Below are 16,834 nucleotides of genomic sequence, written 5' to 3'. Positions count from 1 at the left end.
TAGCGCCTGATTCAAGGCGATAAAAAACCCCGACTGGTTCGGGGTTTTTTTATGCCGCCGGATCAGTCCTCGCGCTGTTGCAAGATCCTGCGCGCCAGTGCCGCGTTTTTGTAGTTGAGCATCATCGACAGCCCTTCATAGGGTTCGATCTTCTTATTGTCGACACACAGCTGCGCCATGTGCAGCAGCACCTGGCGCTTCTTCCTGTTGACCCGTGCGCCGGGTACGCCGAACGCGGTTTTGCGCGTTGCCGGCAGCGGCGCTTCGGGTGTGAGGTGCACGGTTACCCAGATGCCCTGGACGAACTGCAAGCTGACCTCATCGATATGCTCGATCGGCAGCGGTTGCGCGAGGTTATTGAACACAAAATGTTCCGGCGTCAGGCGCAACGCAGTCTGGGGCGCACGCTTGAAGCGGCGGATGCCCAGCCACAGCAGGGCCAGCCCGATCAGACTGAGGCACGCACCTGCGCCAAGCGCCGACAGCGGCGTGCCCTTCAGGCGTTCCGGGGCGAGCCAGGGACGGCTGATGGCAAACAACCCGGCGAGCACAAAAGGTGTCGACGCCAGCGCCATCAGCGCACCGCGCCAGCGACCGCCTTCATGGAAGGTCCGTTCGCCCTCGACCGAGTCCACCATGGTTTCCAGCAACTGCATATGTGCCGATTCTTCAGACGCCATCACGGCGGTCAGGTCGCGGGACAGGGCTTCACGCAGGGCCTGCGGCGCGCTGAAGCACGCGTCGATCTGTGTGTTGGCTGCCCCTGCATCCACGGCACGCGTGGCGCTGCGCACGCTGTCATCGACGGTCACTTGCAATGCCTGCAGGCGCTCGCCATTGGACGGGTGGGTATCGGTGGGGTGCGGCTGCTGGCTCTCCAACGCCTCGGGTGGCAGTTGCAACTCCATGCCTTGCAGCGCCATGAGTACGGCGTTTGGCAGATCGCGTTCAGCGGCGTTTGCGCCCTTGTCCATCAACGTATCGTCCAGCGGCGCGTGCAACACCGACACCCGCAACAACGCCGATGCCATGGCGGCACGGCCCACCAGCCGCGCGCCGGCGGCGTCGGCGAGCAACTCGCGCTCGCGGCGCCAATGGTTTACGGCGTGGTCGAAACGCTCCATGAAAAACACGCCAAGCATGAACGACGGGCGCATCAGGCGACCCTGGATCGGATCGCTGGCCAGTATCGTGTCAGCCAATGCGCCAAGGCTGCGGCTGACCCCATCGTAGATCGGCAAAAAACGCAGGCTGTACTCGGTGTCTTCACCGGCAAAGTGCGCCAGTTCATGCCCGATCACCGCGCCGATTTCTTCACGGTCCAGCAGCCCCAGGTACAGCAGCGGGACATGCAGGGTGCGGCCGTGCAAGAGGGTTCCGGCGGGCATCACCAGGGCTGCGCTGGAGGTCACGTAAAAGTCCTGGGTCAGGCTCGCCACGATATGCTCCGGTGGCAATGCACCCAACCTGGCGGCCAACTCATCGACATGGCGCCACAACCCCGGCGCTTGCTCGGGCGTCACGCGCTGGCCAAACATCTCCAGCGGCGTGGGCTCGAACATCGCCAGCATCGGGCGCAATTGCTTGAGCAGCAGCCAGATCGAATACAGGCACAACGCCGCGACCATTCCCAGCATGCCCATCAGCTTCATTACGCCGCTGCCGAGCTTGCCCACATGCCACAGCGCCAGCCCCTCGAAGACCAGCACCAGCGCTACCGTCGCGGCCATCGCCACCACATGACTCACCAACACGTAGGGCAACAGGCGGCTGCCCAGGCTGAACACGCGTAGCAACTGTTCGCGAGACTGCTGCGCGCGGCGCCCGGCCCAATGCGTACCAGCGAGTGCGGCCAGGCCGATCAACGTCGCGAGCAGCCCGAGGCCGATCACCCAGGGGGCCAGTGCGCGCAAGACGCGGTTGATGCGGTGGGCGGTGGGAAACTCGGCTTCGACCTTCTCCAGACGCGCGAGGGCGGCCTGGACGGTGATCATGCCTTCCGGCGGCGCGACATCGGCCTCGGGTTGTCTGGCCGCCACGGCTTGCAGGGTTTGTTTGTAGAGGTCGGTACTGATGTGCTGGTCGATCATCGCCGTTGTGGCGCGGTCAGCCCGCTGCAACTCCCAGCCGCCGAGGGCGACCAGCAGCAGCGGGAAAATGACCAGCAGAAAGATGAGTTTCAGGGCGTTCATGGGAGTCCGTTCGCGACGCAGTAAATGTGGGTTATACCGAAAAACGCGCGGGCGGGAGGCCAAAATTTGCCGTGATGTGATGCAAAACGCCTCGGCCGATCAGCGGCTAAGGCGTTGTCGGTGATCGGGTAGCGGGCCATCAGGTCCACCTGCCACAGTGGGGCCTGGGAGAAATTATCCTAGGCGCCGGATCGGCGCCCAAGTCGTGATAACCGAACTCTGTTAAAGAACCGCATCGCCCGTGCTCAGTGTCATTTAACAGCCTCGTAGATCTTCTCACCTATCCATCCGCTAGATGCTTTGCCCTAGGCGCCTCCTGCGACAGAGCCTGCCTCAGCACGACGAGGCATGCATCGTTGGTGATGGCGATGAAGAATGCGCATTTCAGCTCTGGGCATATGGGAGAGGTAGTTTTGTTGGATCAGTTGGTGGGTGTTTTTTTGAGAGGAAGAGGGGGAAGAAAAGCTGGTAGTAGGAAAGCGTCCAAAAAATGAAATTGGACGAATTTTGGACGGAGTGGGGTTTTTGGTGGTTTTAGGAGGAGTGTTTTTCTAAACGTCAGAAACGACAAAGCCCCGCATTGCGGGGCTTTGAGATATGGTACGGCACCAGGAGTCGAAGATCAGTAAAAATTTTAATTATTTCAGTGACTTGTATTTTTGCTAAACTTTTATCTACCCCTATTTCTATCCTTAAGCGCTTGGTGCTCACTAAACTGCCCCTAGCATCTTAGACATCGCCACCCTACATAGCCTACGATTTCGAGCTGACTTATAATCGGCCTGTTCCGGATTCGTAGTCTGTCCCCGTTTCCCTCTCGTGAAACGAGTGTCCGATGCTCATCAAATCCGCAGTTTATACTATTTGTATTTGAGCTTTTGGTACTTGCCTTGAGTTAGAGGATAACGGTTATCGTAAGTTTGAATTCGGTGTTTTGAGGATGATCCAGCTAAGAGGCTTTTGGTGAGGTGATGACGTAATTAGGGGTAATAGTATCGTTGGAGGAAGCGTTTATAATTAGTGACTATTTGATGCTGATCGGTTATTTTATATTTTGTCTGGCTTAAGATTTTTTATGTGAGGAGTATGCTTTGAGCTTGGTAGCCACGAAAGTTTCAGCAGATGTCTTATATGATATGATCGAGATCGTCGAGGCTCAGGCTTGGGTCAAAGAATGTCTGGATGAGTTTTCGGAGCTTTGGAATATCTGCGATCATAGAAATGAGCAGGTTTTTTTGAAAGAGCTGATTAAGAATTTTGTGATCTTGGATTCTAAAAAGGAACGACAAATACACAAGGATATAGATGAAAAAATTCAGCAGTGGTTATTGCGGCCGCAAACTACATGGATAGTAGCAGCGTCGAATGATGTGGAGGTTGATGGCTCGGTCGCGGCTCTCCAGAAGTTAAAGAATAAATTGACTCCATATGAAGATTGGCATGTTCGAATGATGCCTAGTATTCCTAGTGGGGCAAAATCTATAAGGGATGGCGATTCGGTTGTGCTTTTCGATGACTTTATCGGAAGCGGAGGCAAGCTGATTGCAAAAGGGAAATGGTTGTTTAAGATCCTTGCGGAGAATGGTGTTAAAGATTATAAAGTTTATTATATGTCTATTGCGGGCATGCGATTTGGGTGTGAGAGGATTGCTAGGGAGACAGGGTCTGAAGTATTTACGGCCTTACCGTTGGATAGAGCAATTTCAGATAAGTATGAAGAGAAAATAGCCGATGACTATAAAAGCCTCATGCTTGGATTAGAGCGTAAGTTGCACGATAGTTATAAAAATAAGAAAATTTCAGATTATAGTCTTGGTTTTTCTAAGAGCGAAGCGCTGTATTGTGTCGAGAATGACAACTGTCCGAATAATGTGTTTCCGGTTTTTTGGTGGGCGAAGTTAAAAAACGGAGATCGTTTTAGAACCCTTTTAAGGCGTGCGGGGTGATCTGTGGACTCAAAAAGAACAGCACTCAGAGAATTCATTAATTTTATCGCTGATCGTGAATGGCACGAGATTCATGATTTTCACCTACAGTATGGTGTTTCCCCTTCGTTAATAATAGAAGTTATAAGCTTTCTAATCTCAAATGATTGCATTGTTAAAGAGGGTCGGAGTGTTCGACTTTCTGATAATTTATCTAATAGCAAGATCGCGCTTTTGAATAGGCTCCAGAAAACGCGTAGACCTAGTGCGCTTGATGAGTACTCACCTAGAACCTTGACCGGAGCTTCTCGTTATGTATAATGCACTCGTTGGGGTCGGCTCTAGTAATCGAAGGTGTATCCGCCTTTATCATTCAGGCTGGTTTTAGCCACTGAATGAATTCAACTCTATTGCTTCGCAATAGAGTTAAATCCATTCACTGACGTGAATGAATTTAAGTGAAAAGAGCAAGCTGGTAGGGCCGACCTTCAACACTATTTAGGCGATTTTTATGCAGATGGATTCGCATATTCTTAAGTTGTTAGGTATTTCTTCTAAAGAAAACCTCGCTATATTGTCACGTATAATAGCAAGTCCACCGAGCTTTTACAGGGAATTCAAGATACCCAAACGAAGTGGCGGCGTAAGGACTATAAGCTCGCCATACCCTTCTTTGTCATATATCCAAAGCAATATTTTCAACAGTGTTCTTTCTTCTGTCGAGTGCAACTTGTCTGCGTATGCCTATGTTAAGGGGAAGAGCGCGATAGATCATGCTCGTGTGCATATAAATGGTAAGGAATTACTTAAGCTCGATATAAAAGATTTTTTTCCGAGCATATCAAAGCAGATGGTTTTTGAGGCTCTTCAGAGGGAGGGGTGCGAGAATAGTGCATGTTTCTATATTTCTAATCTTTGTACCTTAAATGATGAGCTTCCTCAGGGAGCGTGTACAAGTCCGGTGCTTAGTAACTTAGTATTTAACCCCATTGATATAAGGCTTTCCGCACTAGCAAAATTCTTAGGTATAGACTATTCACGTTATGCCGATGATTTGGCTTTTTCGGGGGATTTCATACCGAGGGACTTAGCGTCATTGGTAGGTAAGATTATACTGGAGTATGGTTTCTTTCTAAACGAAAAGAAAACGCAATTTAAGTTGGATGGTAGAAAGAAGATAGTAACAGGTGTTTCTATATCATCTGGAAAACTAAAAGCTCCGAGAGTGTTCAAGCGGAAGCTCAGGGCACAGATTTATGAATTGGAGAGAAATGTCAGCAATCTTGCACGGCTACCAAATTTTGACCCTTTGGTTTACGAGCGGTTACTTGGGCGTCTTAATTATCTTCTTCAGATTGAGCCTGAAAATCAATACGCTAAGGCTAAGAAAAAAACTATAAGCGAGTCTCATCAGAAATTTCTCGGTCTTGTTGACGAGCAGCAAGTTGTAAACCTCTTATTGTAGTCGTACATTGTAATAGAGAAAATTTTCAAAGTCAGCTTTCACCCTGTTTTCTCAGCTCATTCTTCTCTCGCTATTTGTCAAAATTTTCAGTCTCTTTAATTGGAGTCCGATTGCTGCTCAAAATATGGCAGCAATCTGATCCTGCCCTAAACTTGGCGTAGGTGATTTAGGTGTGGAGCAGCCAAGTCGATAAAAATATTACGCCAGCGCTCCGGCAAGTCTGCAAAGTCTGCAGGCCAATTTTCTTGGATGTGTTTGTAAGCCTTGAACGGTTTTTCAGATGCAGAGGAAGGATAACCCAGGACATCCTCAACGCATTCCTCTAGCATAATTCTTCGATCTGCTCCACAAGCAGCCAAAATTGGTTCATTCATGATGACAGCTCCGGGAGTACCCGCGTCCCTGTCATGCATGATGATGTAATTCATACCCAGCGCATTCATATACTTAGCTATAGAAATCAACACGGGCTTACCACGAGCGCGGAGTACTTCACAATTCCCTATGAATCGAGACTTGTCAACCATCCCCAACCGTTTAACTGTTTCTCGAATAATGACTTCTTCAGTATCGCCTTCAACAAATATGCATTTTTTAGTAAAGAAAATACGAGAAATATAATCATCTGTTTTTAAAAGCATCTTCAGATTTTGTTTTTCATCCCCAACCAACTCTTCGAATGCCCTCTCTAAATTAAAGGAACTGCATGTTGTAAACTCATCGTTTGCAAATGAAAATTTTGTCAGGCTCATGCTTTTCTCTGAGCCTAAATTTATCATAAACGGAGAATGGGTTGTGGCAACTATCTGGAAGTTTGGGCCAGCTAACTCATAAAGCACATCGCGCATCTGGTTAGCAGCAGCGGGGTGCAGATATATTTCAGGCTCTTCAAAGCAGAAAATCGTAGCTCTCGGAGTATCAGTTTGACGATTTACAAATCCTTGCACATATCTGAGTAACTGGAACGCCGTAGCGCGTATCATTCCATGCCCTTGGTATGCAACGGTAGTCCTTACGTTACTTTTCATTTCGATGTTGAATTGAGGTTTTATAGCTTTTTCAGGCTGATCGAGAGACGCGCTAAGATGAATGGATGATTCAGGAAAAAGGCTGTGTGTCATAGTATTAAGATCAGTGATAAGCCTGCCAAAATCAGTTTCGCTATCGTTGGGATTTAACTCCTTGGCTAACTCAGTCAGAAAAATCTGAGCTTGGTTATAATTATCAGAGCCCTGACGCACGGTATCAAAAAGCTCTCCAAGTGTCTTAAAAAGCGCCCCCGAAGGATGAGTAAGTTGGGTAATACATGACTCTGCTGGAATAATTACAATTTTTGGAAGCTTTGATAAAACGTTGCCGGGTATGCCTCCGGGATTTTCCACCCAAACAGGTTCTTGAGCAGAATCGGCATCCCAATAACTAGGTAAGTCAGTGAGAAGGTTCTTAACGGCCGTGTGGCTCAACAGCTTATTTAAATTTGCCTCTCCAAAATAATCACGAAGAAAAGTATCAGTAAAATCCTCTCCGACAAGATCCTCTACCTTTCTGCAGTCGATGTAACGTGCATTGACAGTACGCGGATACTCCATAAGAAAAACTTTAGGCTTGGAATGCTCAATACTCCATTTTTTCTTATAGACAATTTTCTTGTTTGTTTCTCCAGGAAAAGGAGTCTCGTGAGTGATAACACGTCCCTTGAAGCCGAGCCATCCATCCGAATCATCTGGAAGATTTCTATATTCGGCGACAATTTCAATTTCGGTTTCCCGCCGATAGTCTTCAGTTTCAGGTATAAAAGTTTTCGAATAGTCGTCGAGGGAAACGTCGCCAGTTTTATGTAGATAATCAAGTGCTGCAAACACGCTGGATTTCCCAGCATTATTTGGACCTATTAAGAAGGTAGTGTCCCTAAATTTAATTTTGCAATCTTTGAGCTTGCGAAAATTCTTTATATCGACTTCATGTAAGCGCATGTACAACTCCTTTTGTCTAACTTTTGATTGCGACGATAATGTCTACGTGCGACTCGATGCTTTCGACGTCACTCCGAAAAACAGAAATCCTCACGTACACAAGCCTAGTACTGATTTCTGAATCGCCACGTTTCTCTAGATAGATTTGGACGACGTCTTTTGGCCGATTCCTTTGAAATGCCTCTTTTTTGACTGTTTGGAGGCATTTTCAGGGTGGGGGCTTGACCCATTAATCTAGGGACGATCATCGCCTAGACGCGCGGTTTTAGACGGTCGGTTTTTCGCTTCAACACTAGCGCGAAGCCGACGGCCGACTGTTTTCAACAGAATCGTCCGATTGTTGGCATTCTCCTAACGTTTGAACTGCCAGGATTTTCCTAAGCGAAGAGCGAGCAAATGCATGGTCAGCAGATAGTAATAGCGCGTCGATTCAGCGTGCTGGTTTACGTGGTGTCTGAGAAACCATACGAGATGCTTTCGCTGCCAGTCCCATGGATTATTTCGGTGCCAGCGATTAAAGATTGCCGCTTGAATGGTCTTCGCTTGGCGAAGGTGACGCTGGCGTGTGACATGTGACCCGGTGAGTACGCCCGTCAGGAACAGCTCCATATCGAATGGCTTGCTCATACTCGACCACCAATGTAAGCCGACGCCACGTCGATACGACCGTGTCCCAGCTCATAGCTGATTTGTGCTCGGGCCTCCTGATCGAGGTGATGATCAAGTTGGTAGCAATTGCCACCGTTGATGGGCGCAGGATGCTGGGTGATTTGCTCATAGCGTTCGCACGCATAGGTCGCCCGCAATTCGTGGAAGCCCTTGAGGTTGTGCGTATGGAGAATCTCCCGTGCGGGGCGAACGATTACCTGTTGGAAATCGAGGTAGCGTTCATTTGCTGCAAGCAGGTTGCGGCTACCATGGGGCGAGACTTGAAGGGCGAATGCCAGTGCGTCGCGGATGTGCTCATCCACCGTTATCCACCGAGGGGCCGAGGCTCCCGAGCGGCCACCTTTGGTGCCGTCCTGGATGTTGATCCTCCCGAGTTGCTCGGCTTCCCGTTGCAGTCGAGGAAGGTCGGCCAAAATGGCCTCGCGTAAGCGCATTCCGGCGGCTCGCACCAAGTGCACGATGGCGGCAGCGCGTTGCATTTGGTGTTCGCGGAGTACGTCCACGATCCGTTTCACATGTTCGCGATCTTGGCCTTGCGGTACCGATTGACGAACACTGATGCGCCGCATTCCCAACGCCTTGCTCGGACTCACGACCTTCACATACTGATCACCTCGAAGCGCAGCCATGGTCCGGTTCACGCTGGACAATCGGTTTTGCGCGGTGGCGATGCCTATAGCGCCTTGTTCAACTTGCTGACGCAGATATCCGGCGTATTCCAGCAGGGTCTGCCGATCAATTTGTCGCGCATCGTTAATTCCTGGTCCATCCTCCGACCGACACCACCGAACAAACGCCTGCCAGCGATCACTGTGCGCTTTAACGGTCCCATAGTGTCCGCCGCCGAACATGTCTTTCAGCGCTTGCGGCCCGGCATAGCTCAGTTGCCGACCATAGCCAAAATTCCGCCCGTCCCGTCTACCTACCAGTGCCATGATCAAACTCCTCTCGAAGCCAAACCTTTAAGACTTTCCCCACGTCATCCCGCCAAGGATGTTGAGTGTTATCAGGGATCAAGGCCCCTGCGACCTGTGAGGGTTGTCCACTAACGCGGGACTGGCGGCTCTTTACGACCGGGAGCTTGGGCATCTCATGATCTGGCCTCCTGAACACTTCCGAGGAAGTGGGCGGGTGGGGGCTGCATCGGCTGACGAAACCAACGCCGCGAGATCCTGAGTCAGGTAAAAGCAGTGATGCGATGACCGGGGCATGCCTGACTGTCAGTCAGGTGCAGTCCGTTCCTTGGGCTGCGGCACCATCATCTGCATCGCTGTTGCTGGTGACTTCGGTGTTTGTCACGCCGATTGTCACGAGGGGGAATGCCGCAAAGCCTTGTACGAGGTGGCCTGCAGCAGTGGTAGGAGCGCCCGTCTCTTTCCAGAAGAAAGAGACGGGCGCAGGTTGGCGCAAGGAATGGCCAAGCGGATAGGTTGCTGCAGGGCAGCTATGCAAGGGGATGAGTTGCCGCAGTGGGCACACTGGTAAAAGTAAGCATCCATCACATCGCTGTGACCGTGCGAGCCGCCGGACGCTAATCGCACTTTGGGAGAACCACCATCGTGTGGCGTAGCCTTAAAGGTTCTGGCTACCTGGGTTGCTGTCGACAACAGCGCTTTGCCCGATCTTTTCTACGCCTGTGGATAATTCGGGTCAAGGCTCGAATTTTCGGGAGTTCTGCGGCTGTGGATGAAATTATCCACCGGTGGAAATCAGTGGTTTTCCATAGACAGTTGTGTGGGCTTCAGATTTTTTAAGTGAGGTCCATCCAAGCAGGGCGGCTTTGCAGCCCTGTTTGGATGGACCCGCGTGGACAAGCGGATCACTGAGATATAAAGACCGAGCGCTTACTCAGTTGCGCCACGTTTTGCTTTTAAGCGAGTGACGTTCGGTCCGGTCTGGTTCGCGAATTCGTGTGGAGTGACATGCTCCTGCCGGTTGGCCTCCAGGTACCGGCTCCACCAGTTCATGATCAGCCTTCGCTCCTCGATGAACTCGGCCTTGTGGATATAAGCGGCGCGGACGTTGTTGCGCTCCTTGTGGCTCATCTGCCGTTCAATGGCTGTCTCCGACCACAATCCTGACTCGATCAGTGCGCTACAGGCCATCGAACGAAATCCATGCCCGCAGATATCGGTTTTGGTGTCGTATCCCATCGTCCGAAGCGCGTTGTTTACGGTATTTTCAGACATGGGCTTCCAGGGTTTGGCATCCCCTGCGAAGACCAATGCGAATTTGCCTGTGAGTGCATGGATTTTTTCGAGTAGCGCCACTGCTTGCGGCGATAAGGGTACTAAATGGATATCCCCTGCCATCTTCGTACCCCTTGTGGAAAAGGGTACTCCTTCCAGCGCGGGGCGAGTGTCCGGTATCTCCCAGGTGCCGCGCTTGAGGTCGAACTCGCTCCAGCGTGCGAAACGCAGCTCGCTGGATCGTACAAACACATGCAGCGACAGCATCACCGTCAGACGGGTAAGTGCCCGGCCTTTATAAGTGTCGATCCGCTCCTGCAGTTCCGGCAGTCGCGATAAGGGTAGAGCGGGGCGATGCACCACCCGCGGGGCCTTGATCGAGCCTTCGAGGTCGTAAGCAGGGTTTATGGTGATAAGCCGGAGGCGCTTTGCCTCGCGCATGATGCTCTGCAGGTAGTTTTGTACCCTTAAAGCAACGTCTATCGTTCCGCGCTTCTTGATCGCTTCCAAGGGCTGCATAAGGTCATGGGTGTCGAGATCAACAATGGCGCGTGCGCCGATCAGCGGGAATACGTGGGTTTTGAGGCGGCTCATCACTGTCTTGGAATGGCCTGGTGCCCACTTGGCCGACATTTCCGTATGCCAGTCGAGCGCAACGCTTTCAAAGGTTCTGCCTTTGATTACGGCTTCCGCCTTAACTTGGTGTTTGGTCTCTATAGGATCAACGCCATCCGCCAGCATTCGCTTGACTTCCAAGCGCTTGCGGCGCGCATCGGCGAGGCCAATGACGGGGTAGTTGCCGAACGAGGTCAGTCCTTCCCGTCCGTCAGGTTTGACGTAACGGAGCCGCCAGCCTTTGCGGCCATTGGGTTGGACTAGGAGATAGAGGCCATCGCCGTCGAAAAGCTTGTAGGCGCGGTCTGTAGGTTTTGCCAAGCGGCAAGCCGAGTCGGAGAGTGGAGCAGTGGTGCGCGACATAAGGGTACTCCCCCTTTATCGAATTACCTTACCCCTAACATTACCCCTAAAACGGCTGGAATCCACCAGATTTTGACGTAACCCGACAGAACCCCAAAACGAAAAAACCCGCCAGAAGGCGGGTTTTTCGGGGGTTCCAGAGATTTTGAAAGCCTTCTCTGGAACCTTGTATGGTGCCGGCACCAGGAGTCGAACCCGGGACCTACTGATTACAAGTCAGTTGCTCTACCAACTGAGCTATACCGGCGTGTTGGGCGACGATTATAGCGACTGCCAAGGTTCTGTAAACCCCTGAAATCTGACTATTTTTGCGAAAACCCCAGTTTTCCCATCGTCACCCGGTATTTCCCCGCAATCACCGCTCGTGCATCGCCTCGGCCCGGGACTTGATGATCGGTTTGAGCAGGTAGCTCAAGATGCTCTTCTTGCCGGTGATGATGTCCACCGAGGCCACCATGCCGGGGATGATCAGCAGTGGCTTCTCGTCCGTGCCCAGGTGGCTGCGGTCGGTGCGCAGTTTGATGATGTAGAAGGTGTTTTTCTTCTCTTCGTCCATCACGGTGTCGGCGCCGATCTGTTCGAGTTTGCCTTTGAGGCCGCCGTAGATGGTGTAGTCGTAGGCGGTGAATTTGATCATGGCTTCCTGGCCGGGGTGCAGGAAGGCGATGTCTTGCGGGCGGATTTTTGCTTCTACCAGGATCGTGTCGTCCAGCGGGACCACTTCGGCCATGTCGCTGCCAGGCTGGATCACGCCGCCGACGGTGTTGACCAGCATCTGCTTGACGATGCCGCGCACGGGCGAGGTGACCATGGTGCGGCTGACGCGGTCTTCCAGGCCCTTGGAGGTGGCTTGCGCCTTGCTCAGCAGGGTGCGCGCTTCGTTCAGTTGGGCGAGGGCCTCGCTGCGGAATTTGCCGCGGGTTTCGTCGACTTTGCGTTGCACTTCGTTGATCGCCGCCTGGGCACGGGGGATGGCCAGGGTGGTGCCGTCGAGCATGCCGCGGGTTTCAACTTCCGAGCGCTTGAGGCGCAGGACTTCTACCGGAGAAATTGCGCCCTGGGCGACCAGCGGTTCGGACATGCCGATTTCCTGGCGCAGCAGGTTCAGGCTGTTGCGGTACTGTTCCTGCTTGGAGCTGAACTCGCGCAGCTCCTGCTGGCGTTGCAGCAGCTGTTGTTGCAGCCCGCCCACTTCGTCGGCCAGTTGCTGGCGGCGGCTGGCGTACAGCGATTCTTCGCTCGACACCTGATTGGGCACAGCCTTGCGCGCGGCGTCGGTGATCTTCAGCGGGCGGTCGTCGACTTCCGCGCTGAGACGTTCCACACGCAGCTCCATGGATACGCGTTCGGCTTCGGTTTCGCCGACGTTGGAGGCAAAGCGCGTGTCGTCCAGGCGGATCAGCGGCGCACCGGCTTCGACGATCTGGCCTTCGTGCACGTAGATCTGGGCGACGATGCCGCCCTCCAGGTTCTGGATCTTCTGGATGCGCGAGGACGGAATCGCCTTGCCTTCGCCCTTGGTCACTTCGTCGATGATCGCGAAGTGGGCCCACAGCAGCAGGAACACGAAAAAGCCGATCACGCCCCAGATGGTCAGGCGCACGATGCGCGGGGCGTCGTCGATCAGGGCTTTTTCGACTTCGGGCAGGGGCTGGCCATCAAGCGAGGCACTGCCCTTGAAGTAGCGGAAGATCACATCTTTCCAACGGCCTGGGCCGGACTTAAGCAACACTGATCTGCCCCTTTTTCAGCGCTTCCATAACGGCCGCTTTTGGACCGTCCGCGAGTATCTGGCCACGGTCGATCACCAGCAGGCGATCCACCAGGCTCAACAGCGAGGCGCGGTGGGTGACCAGAATCACCGTCTTGTTTTCGATGACGGCTTGCAAGCGCTGTTTCAGGCGCTCTTCGCCAGTGTTGTCCATGGCGCTGGTCGGTTCGTCGAGCAGCAGGATCGGTGGGTTCAGCAGCAGCGCACGGGCCAGGGCGACGTTCTGGCGTTGACCGCCGGAGAGGTTCTGCCCGCGCTCGCCCACCTGCAACTCATAGCCTTGCGGGTGCAGCCTGGCGAACTCATGCACGCCGGCCAGTTCGGCGGCTTGCAGCACCATTTCGTCGTCCACGTAGCGCGCACCCGAAACCAGGTTGTCACGCAGGGTACCGGCCAGCAGCTGGATGTCCTGGGCGACGTAGCCGATGTTGTGGCGCAATTCGCTGACGTCGATCTGGCGGATGTCTACGCCGTCCACCAGCAACGAGCCGGAGTCCGGCTGGTACAGGCCCACCAGCAGCTTGGCCAGCGAGCTTTTGCCCGAGCCGCTGCGGCCGATGATGCCGATTTTTTCACCGGGACGAACGTTCAGGTTGATCCCGTGCAGGGCCTGGTTCTGCTGGTCCGGGTAGGTGAAATTGACGTCGCGGAAGGTCATCGCGCCTTGCAGCGTTTTACGGCTGAGGGGGCGTTCGTCGAAGTTGCGTTCCTGCGGCAATTCCATCATCTGGTCCACCGAGACCATCGTCACCTTGGCTTGCTGGTAGCGCGTCAACAGGCCCGACAGCTGGGCCAGCGGGCCGAGGGCGCGGCCGCTGAGCATGTAGCAGGCCACCAGGCCGCCCATGCTGAGGGTGCCGTCGATGATCTGGTACACACCAAAGATGATCATCGCCACGCCGGCCAGTTGTTGGATCAGCAGCGTGATGTTCATCGCCAGGCCGGACAGCACCTTCACCCGCAGTTCCAGGCGGCTGAGGGTGCCAATGGTTTGTTCCCACTGGTACTGGCGCTCGCTTTCGGCGTTGTTGACCTTCACCGCATCCAGCCCGGCGAGGGTTTCGATCAGGCTCGACTGGCGCTCGGCGCCCAGGGCCATGGTGCGTTCAAGTGTCGCGGTCAGCGGTTTTTGCAGGAAGTGCCCGATGCCCAGGGCCAGCGGGAAGGCGACGATGGGAATCCACACCAGGTGGCCGCCCAGCAGCGCGATCACCGCGAGGATGATCAGGGTAAACGGCAAATCGATCAGGCTGGCGAGGGTCAGGGACGTGAGGAAGTCACGCATCCCCTGGAACTCGTGGATGTTGGACGCATAGCTGCCGACGCGCGCCGGGCGCATTTTCATCGACATGCCGACGATGCGTTCGAACAGCGTCGCGGAGATGATCAGGTCGGTTTTCTTGCCCGCCAGGTCCAGGCACAGGCTGCGCATGCTCTTGAGCAGCAGGTCGAACAGGTAGGCGCCGCAGATACCGATGGCCAGTACCCACAAGGTGGCGGTGGCCTGGTTCGGTACGACGCGGTCATACACGTTCATCACGAACAACGGCGCGGCCAGGGCGATCAGGTTGATCACCAGGCTTGCGGCGATGGCGTCGGCGTACAGCCAGCGTGAACGTTTGAGGGTGTCTTTGAACCACGAGCGTGCGCGTGGAATCAGGGTGCCGCTGGTGACGTCAAATTTGTGCTGTGGCTGGGCGAAGAACACCCGACCACTGTAATCCTGGCTCAGCACTTCTCGGCTGACTTGCACCTCACCGCCGTCGCTTTCGCTGAGCAGCAGGCGGGCGGTATCACCCTCCCAACCCAACAGCACCGCACTGCGGCCTTCCTTTAATAGCAGCAAGGCCGGCAAGGCGATGGACGGGATCTGCTCCAGCTTGCGCTGTAGCAACCGCCCCTGCAAACCCGCCCGGGCTGCTGCACGCGGCAGCAGATCGGCGCTCATGCGTTGGCCTGCCAGAGGCAGGCCGGTGGTCAGCATGGCCCGGCTGGCGGGCTTGTAATGCAGGGAGCAGAGAGCCAACAACCCATCTAGCAATGGGTCGTCGTGCTGAGTGCGCGGGTCATGGTTGAGTTGCGCCACACCAATTTCAGGATCCAAGCTGACTCTCTCTTAAGCGGTTTTGTGGTTCAACGCCGTCAAGAATCAGTTCATCCCTGGCAGGTTTACCGACGGTTTAATATCGTTTTGCACAACTGATGCCATCGGAGCCACCACGCCCTGACTTCTCAGCAGTTGGCCCATGTCGGCCTTGATACGGTACTGCGTGTAAGTTTGCAGGCTTTTGATCTGTGCCAAGCGCTGCTGGGCGGTGAACAATTCGTTCTCGCTGTCGAGCAAGTCGAGCAGTGTACGCTCACCGAGGCTGAACTGCTGCTGGTACGAGGTCCGTACTTTGGTGCTGCGGTCAACATACTGCTGCGCGATCGGCACTTGCTGGGTGGCGTTGTTGTAGGCGTTCCACGCCAGGCCCAGTTCTTCGTTCAGCTGGCGCAGGGCGTTGTTGCGGATGTCCAGTGCCTGGCTGGCCTGGGACGCCTTCGATTGCAGGCTGGCCTTGTCGCTGCCGCCGTTGAACAGGTTGAACTGCATGTTCAGCATCGCGGAGTAGCCATTTTCATGACCTTCCTGGCCGCCGATGTTGTTGTTGGCCGAACGCTGCAGCACCGCATCAAAACGTGGGTAGAAGGTCGACTTGGCGGCTTCGTACTGCTTCTCGGCAGCGGCGATGTCCGATTCGGCCGAGCGCAATACCGGGCTGTCGGCAACCATCTGGCGGCGTGCTTCTTCCAGGCTGGCCGGCAATTCGGTCACCACGCCCGTGGGCCTTTCAAGTTGGTCCGGTTCCTTGCCGACAACACTGAGGAAGTTGGTGTTTGCGTCAGCCAGGTTGGTCTGCTCGGTGATCAGGTTGTTTTGCGCTTGAGCCAGACGGGCTTCGGCCTGGTCCATGTCCGCCATTCTTCCGACGCCACGGCTGGTGCGCAGTTTGATCTGGTCAAAAATACGTTCGTGGCTCTTCAGGTTGTCTTCTGCCAGTTGCACCATCTCGCGACGGGTCAAGACATCCAGATAAACCTGGGCAACGGTCAGCGCGGTGCGCTCGGAGGTGTTGAGCAGCGCATAACCACGGGAGTTGGCGGTGGCTTGTTGGCGGCCGACTTCATTGACGGTGCCAAAGCCCTGGAACAAATTTTGTTGCAGGCGAATGGTCGACTCGCCGCGGTTCAGGTTCTTCCAGTCATGGCTGTTGCTGTTGGCGCGGGTCGTGGTGTTGTCGGAGCTTTCACGGCCATAGCCGCCCAACAGGTCGACTTTAGGCAGGTAGCCGCCCTGGGCTTCGCGTACCTGATAGTCGGCAGCAATGCGTGCATTAATAGCTGCCTGAATCTCCGGGTGATTTTTCACCGCATCTTGCATGGCTTCGGGCAGGGTTTGGGCCTGGACGAAACTGGCGGCTAAAGCAAACGGCACAGCTTTAAAAAGGTGCAAACGCATTCTGATTCTTCCCCGGGGATGGTTGCCTGAAAAACGCAACAAACGTGAAATATTGCATTGGAATTGGCAACCGAAATGACTGCTTGTCATAGGAACCTGGTAGTCCAAACAGAAAGTCGCGAGCCGATTAAATATCAATGTGACATTACTGGGCGGATTGTTTAGGATGG

The 16,834-nt window shown here is 54.0% G+C and carries 10 protein-coding genes and 1 tRNA gene; 2 read left to right on the top strand and 9 right to left on the bottom strand.

What is annotated here, in order from left to right:
- Positions 1-62: 62 nt before the first annotated feature.
- Positions 63-2,192, bottom strand: coding sequence for a M48 family metallopeptidase (locus tag IB241_RS11125; protein ID WP_192298438.1), 2,130 nt, complete (start codon positions 2,190-2,192; stop codon positions 63-65).
- Between the two features lie 1,091 nt (positions 2,193-3,283).
- On the opposite strand from IB241_RS11125, the gene IB241_RS11120 reads away from it, so the two are divergent.
- Positions 3,284-4,138, top strand: coding sequence for a hypothetical protein (locus tag IB241_RS11120; protein WP_192298437.1), 855 nt, complete (start codon positions 3,284-3,286; stop codon positions 4,136-4,138).
- Between the two features lie 490 nt (positions 4,139-4,628).
- Positions 4,629-5,582 carry a reverse transcriptase family protein gene (locus IB241_RS11115; protein ID WP_192298436.1) on the top strand — a complete coding sequence of 318 codons (954 nt, stop codon included), beginning with the start codon at positions 4,629-4,631 and terminating at the stop codon, positions 5,580-5,582.
- 146 nt (positions 5,583-5,728) lie between these two features.
- Here the strand turns inward: IB241_RS11115 and IB241_RS11110 are convergent, their stop codons facing one another.
- From IB241_RS11110 to IB241_RS11075, 8 genes are all read right to left on the bottom strand, one after another.
- The gene (locus tag IB241_RS11110) at positions 5,729-7,555 is read right to left on the bottom strand and encodes an ATP-dependent nuclease (RefSeq protein WP_192298435.1); all 1,827 of its coding nucleotides are present in this window, start codon (positions 7,553-7,555) and stop codon (positions 5,729-5,731) included.
- 351 nt (positions 7,556-7,906) lie between these two features.
- Positions 7,907-8,182: a hypothetical protein gene (locus tag IB241_RS11105; RefSeq protein WP_192298434.1), complete on the bottom strand. Its 276-nt coding sequence runs from the start codon at positions 8,180-8,182 to the stop codon at positions 7,907-7,909.
- The gene (locus tag IB241_RS11100) at positions 8,179-9,159 is read right to left on the bottom strand and encodes an integrase domain-containing protein (protein WP_192298433.1); all 981 of its coding nucleotides are present in this window, start codon (positions 9,157-9,159) and stop codon (positions 8,179-8,181) included. The genes IB241_RS11105 and IB241_RS11100 overlap by 4 nt, the downstream gene beginning before the upstream one ends.
- Positions 9,160-10,068: 909 nt before the next feature.
- Positions 10,069-11,391: a tyrosine-type recombinase/integrase gene (locus tag IB241_RS11095; RefSeq protein WP_192298432.1), complete on the bottom strand. Its 1,323-nt coding sequence runs from the start codon at positions 11,389-11,391 to the stop codon at positions 10,069-10,071.
- 171 nt (positions 11,392-11,562) lie between these two features.
- Positions 11,563-11,638 (bottom strand) — tRNA-Thr (locus IB241_RS11090).
- Positions 11,639-11,746: 108 nt separating this feature from the next.
- Entirely contained in the window at positions 11,747-13,123 is a 1,377-nt protein-coding gene (locus IB241_RS11085) for an HlyD family type I secretion periplasmic adaptor subunit (protein ID WP_192298431.1), read from the bottom strand.
- The gene (locus IB241_RS11080; protein WP_192298430.1) at positions 13,113-15,266 is read right to left on the bottom strand and encodes a type I secretion system permease/ATPase; all 2,154 of its coding nucleotides are present in this window, start codon (positions 15,264-15,266) and stop codon (positions 13,113-13,115) included. The genes IB241_RS11085 and IB241_RS11080 overlap by 11 nt, the downstream gene beginning before the upstream one ends.
- A gap of 45 nt (positions 15,267-15,311) precedes the next feature.
- Positions 15,312-16,664 carry a TolC family outer membrane protein gene (locus IB241_RS11075; protein ID WP_192298429.1) on the bottom strand — a complete coding sequence of 451 codons (1,353 nt, stop codon included), beginning with the start codon at positions 16,662-16,664 and terminating at the stop codon, positions 15,312-15,314.
- Between the last annotated feature and the right edge of the window lie 170 nt (positions 16,665-16,834).

The sequence above is a fragment of the Pseudomonas sp. PDM05 genome (genome assembly GCF_014851685.1).
In the GTDB taxonomy this organism is placed as follows: domain Bacteria; phylum Pseudomonadota; class Gammaproteobacteria; order Pseudomonadales; family Pseudomonadaceae; genus Aquipseudomonas.
Note: the sequence above shows the minus strand (reverse complement) of the source record. Positions and strands in the feature narration are given on the sequence as shown.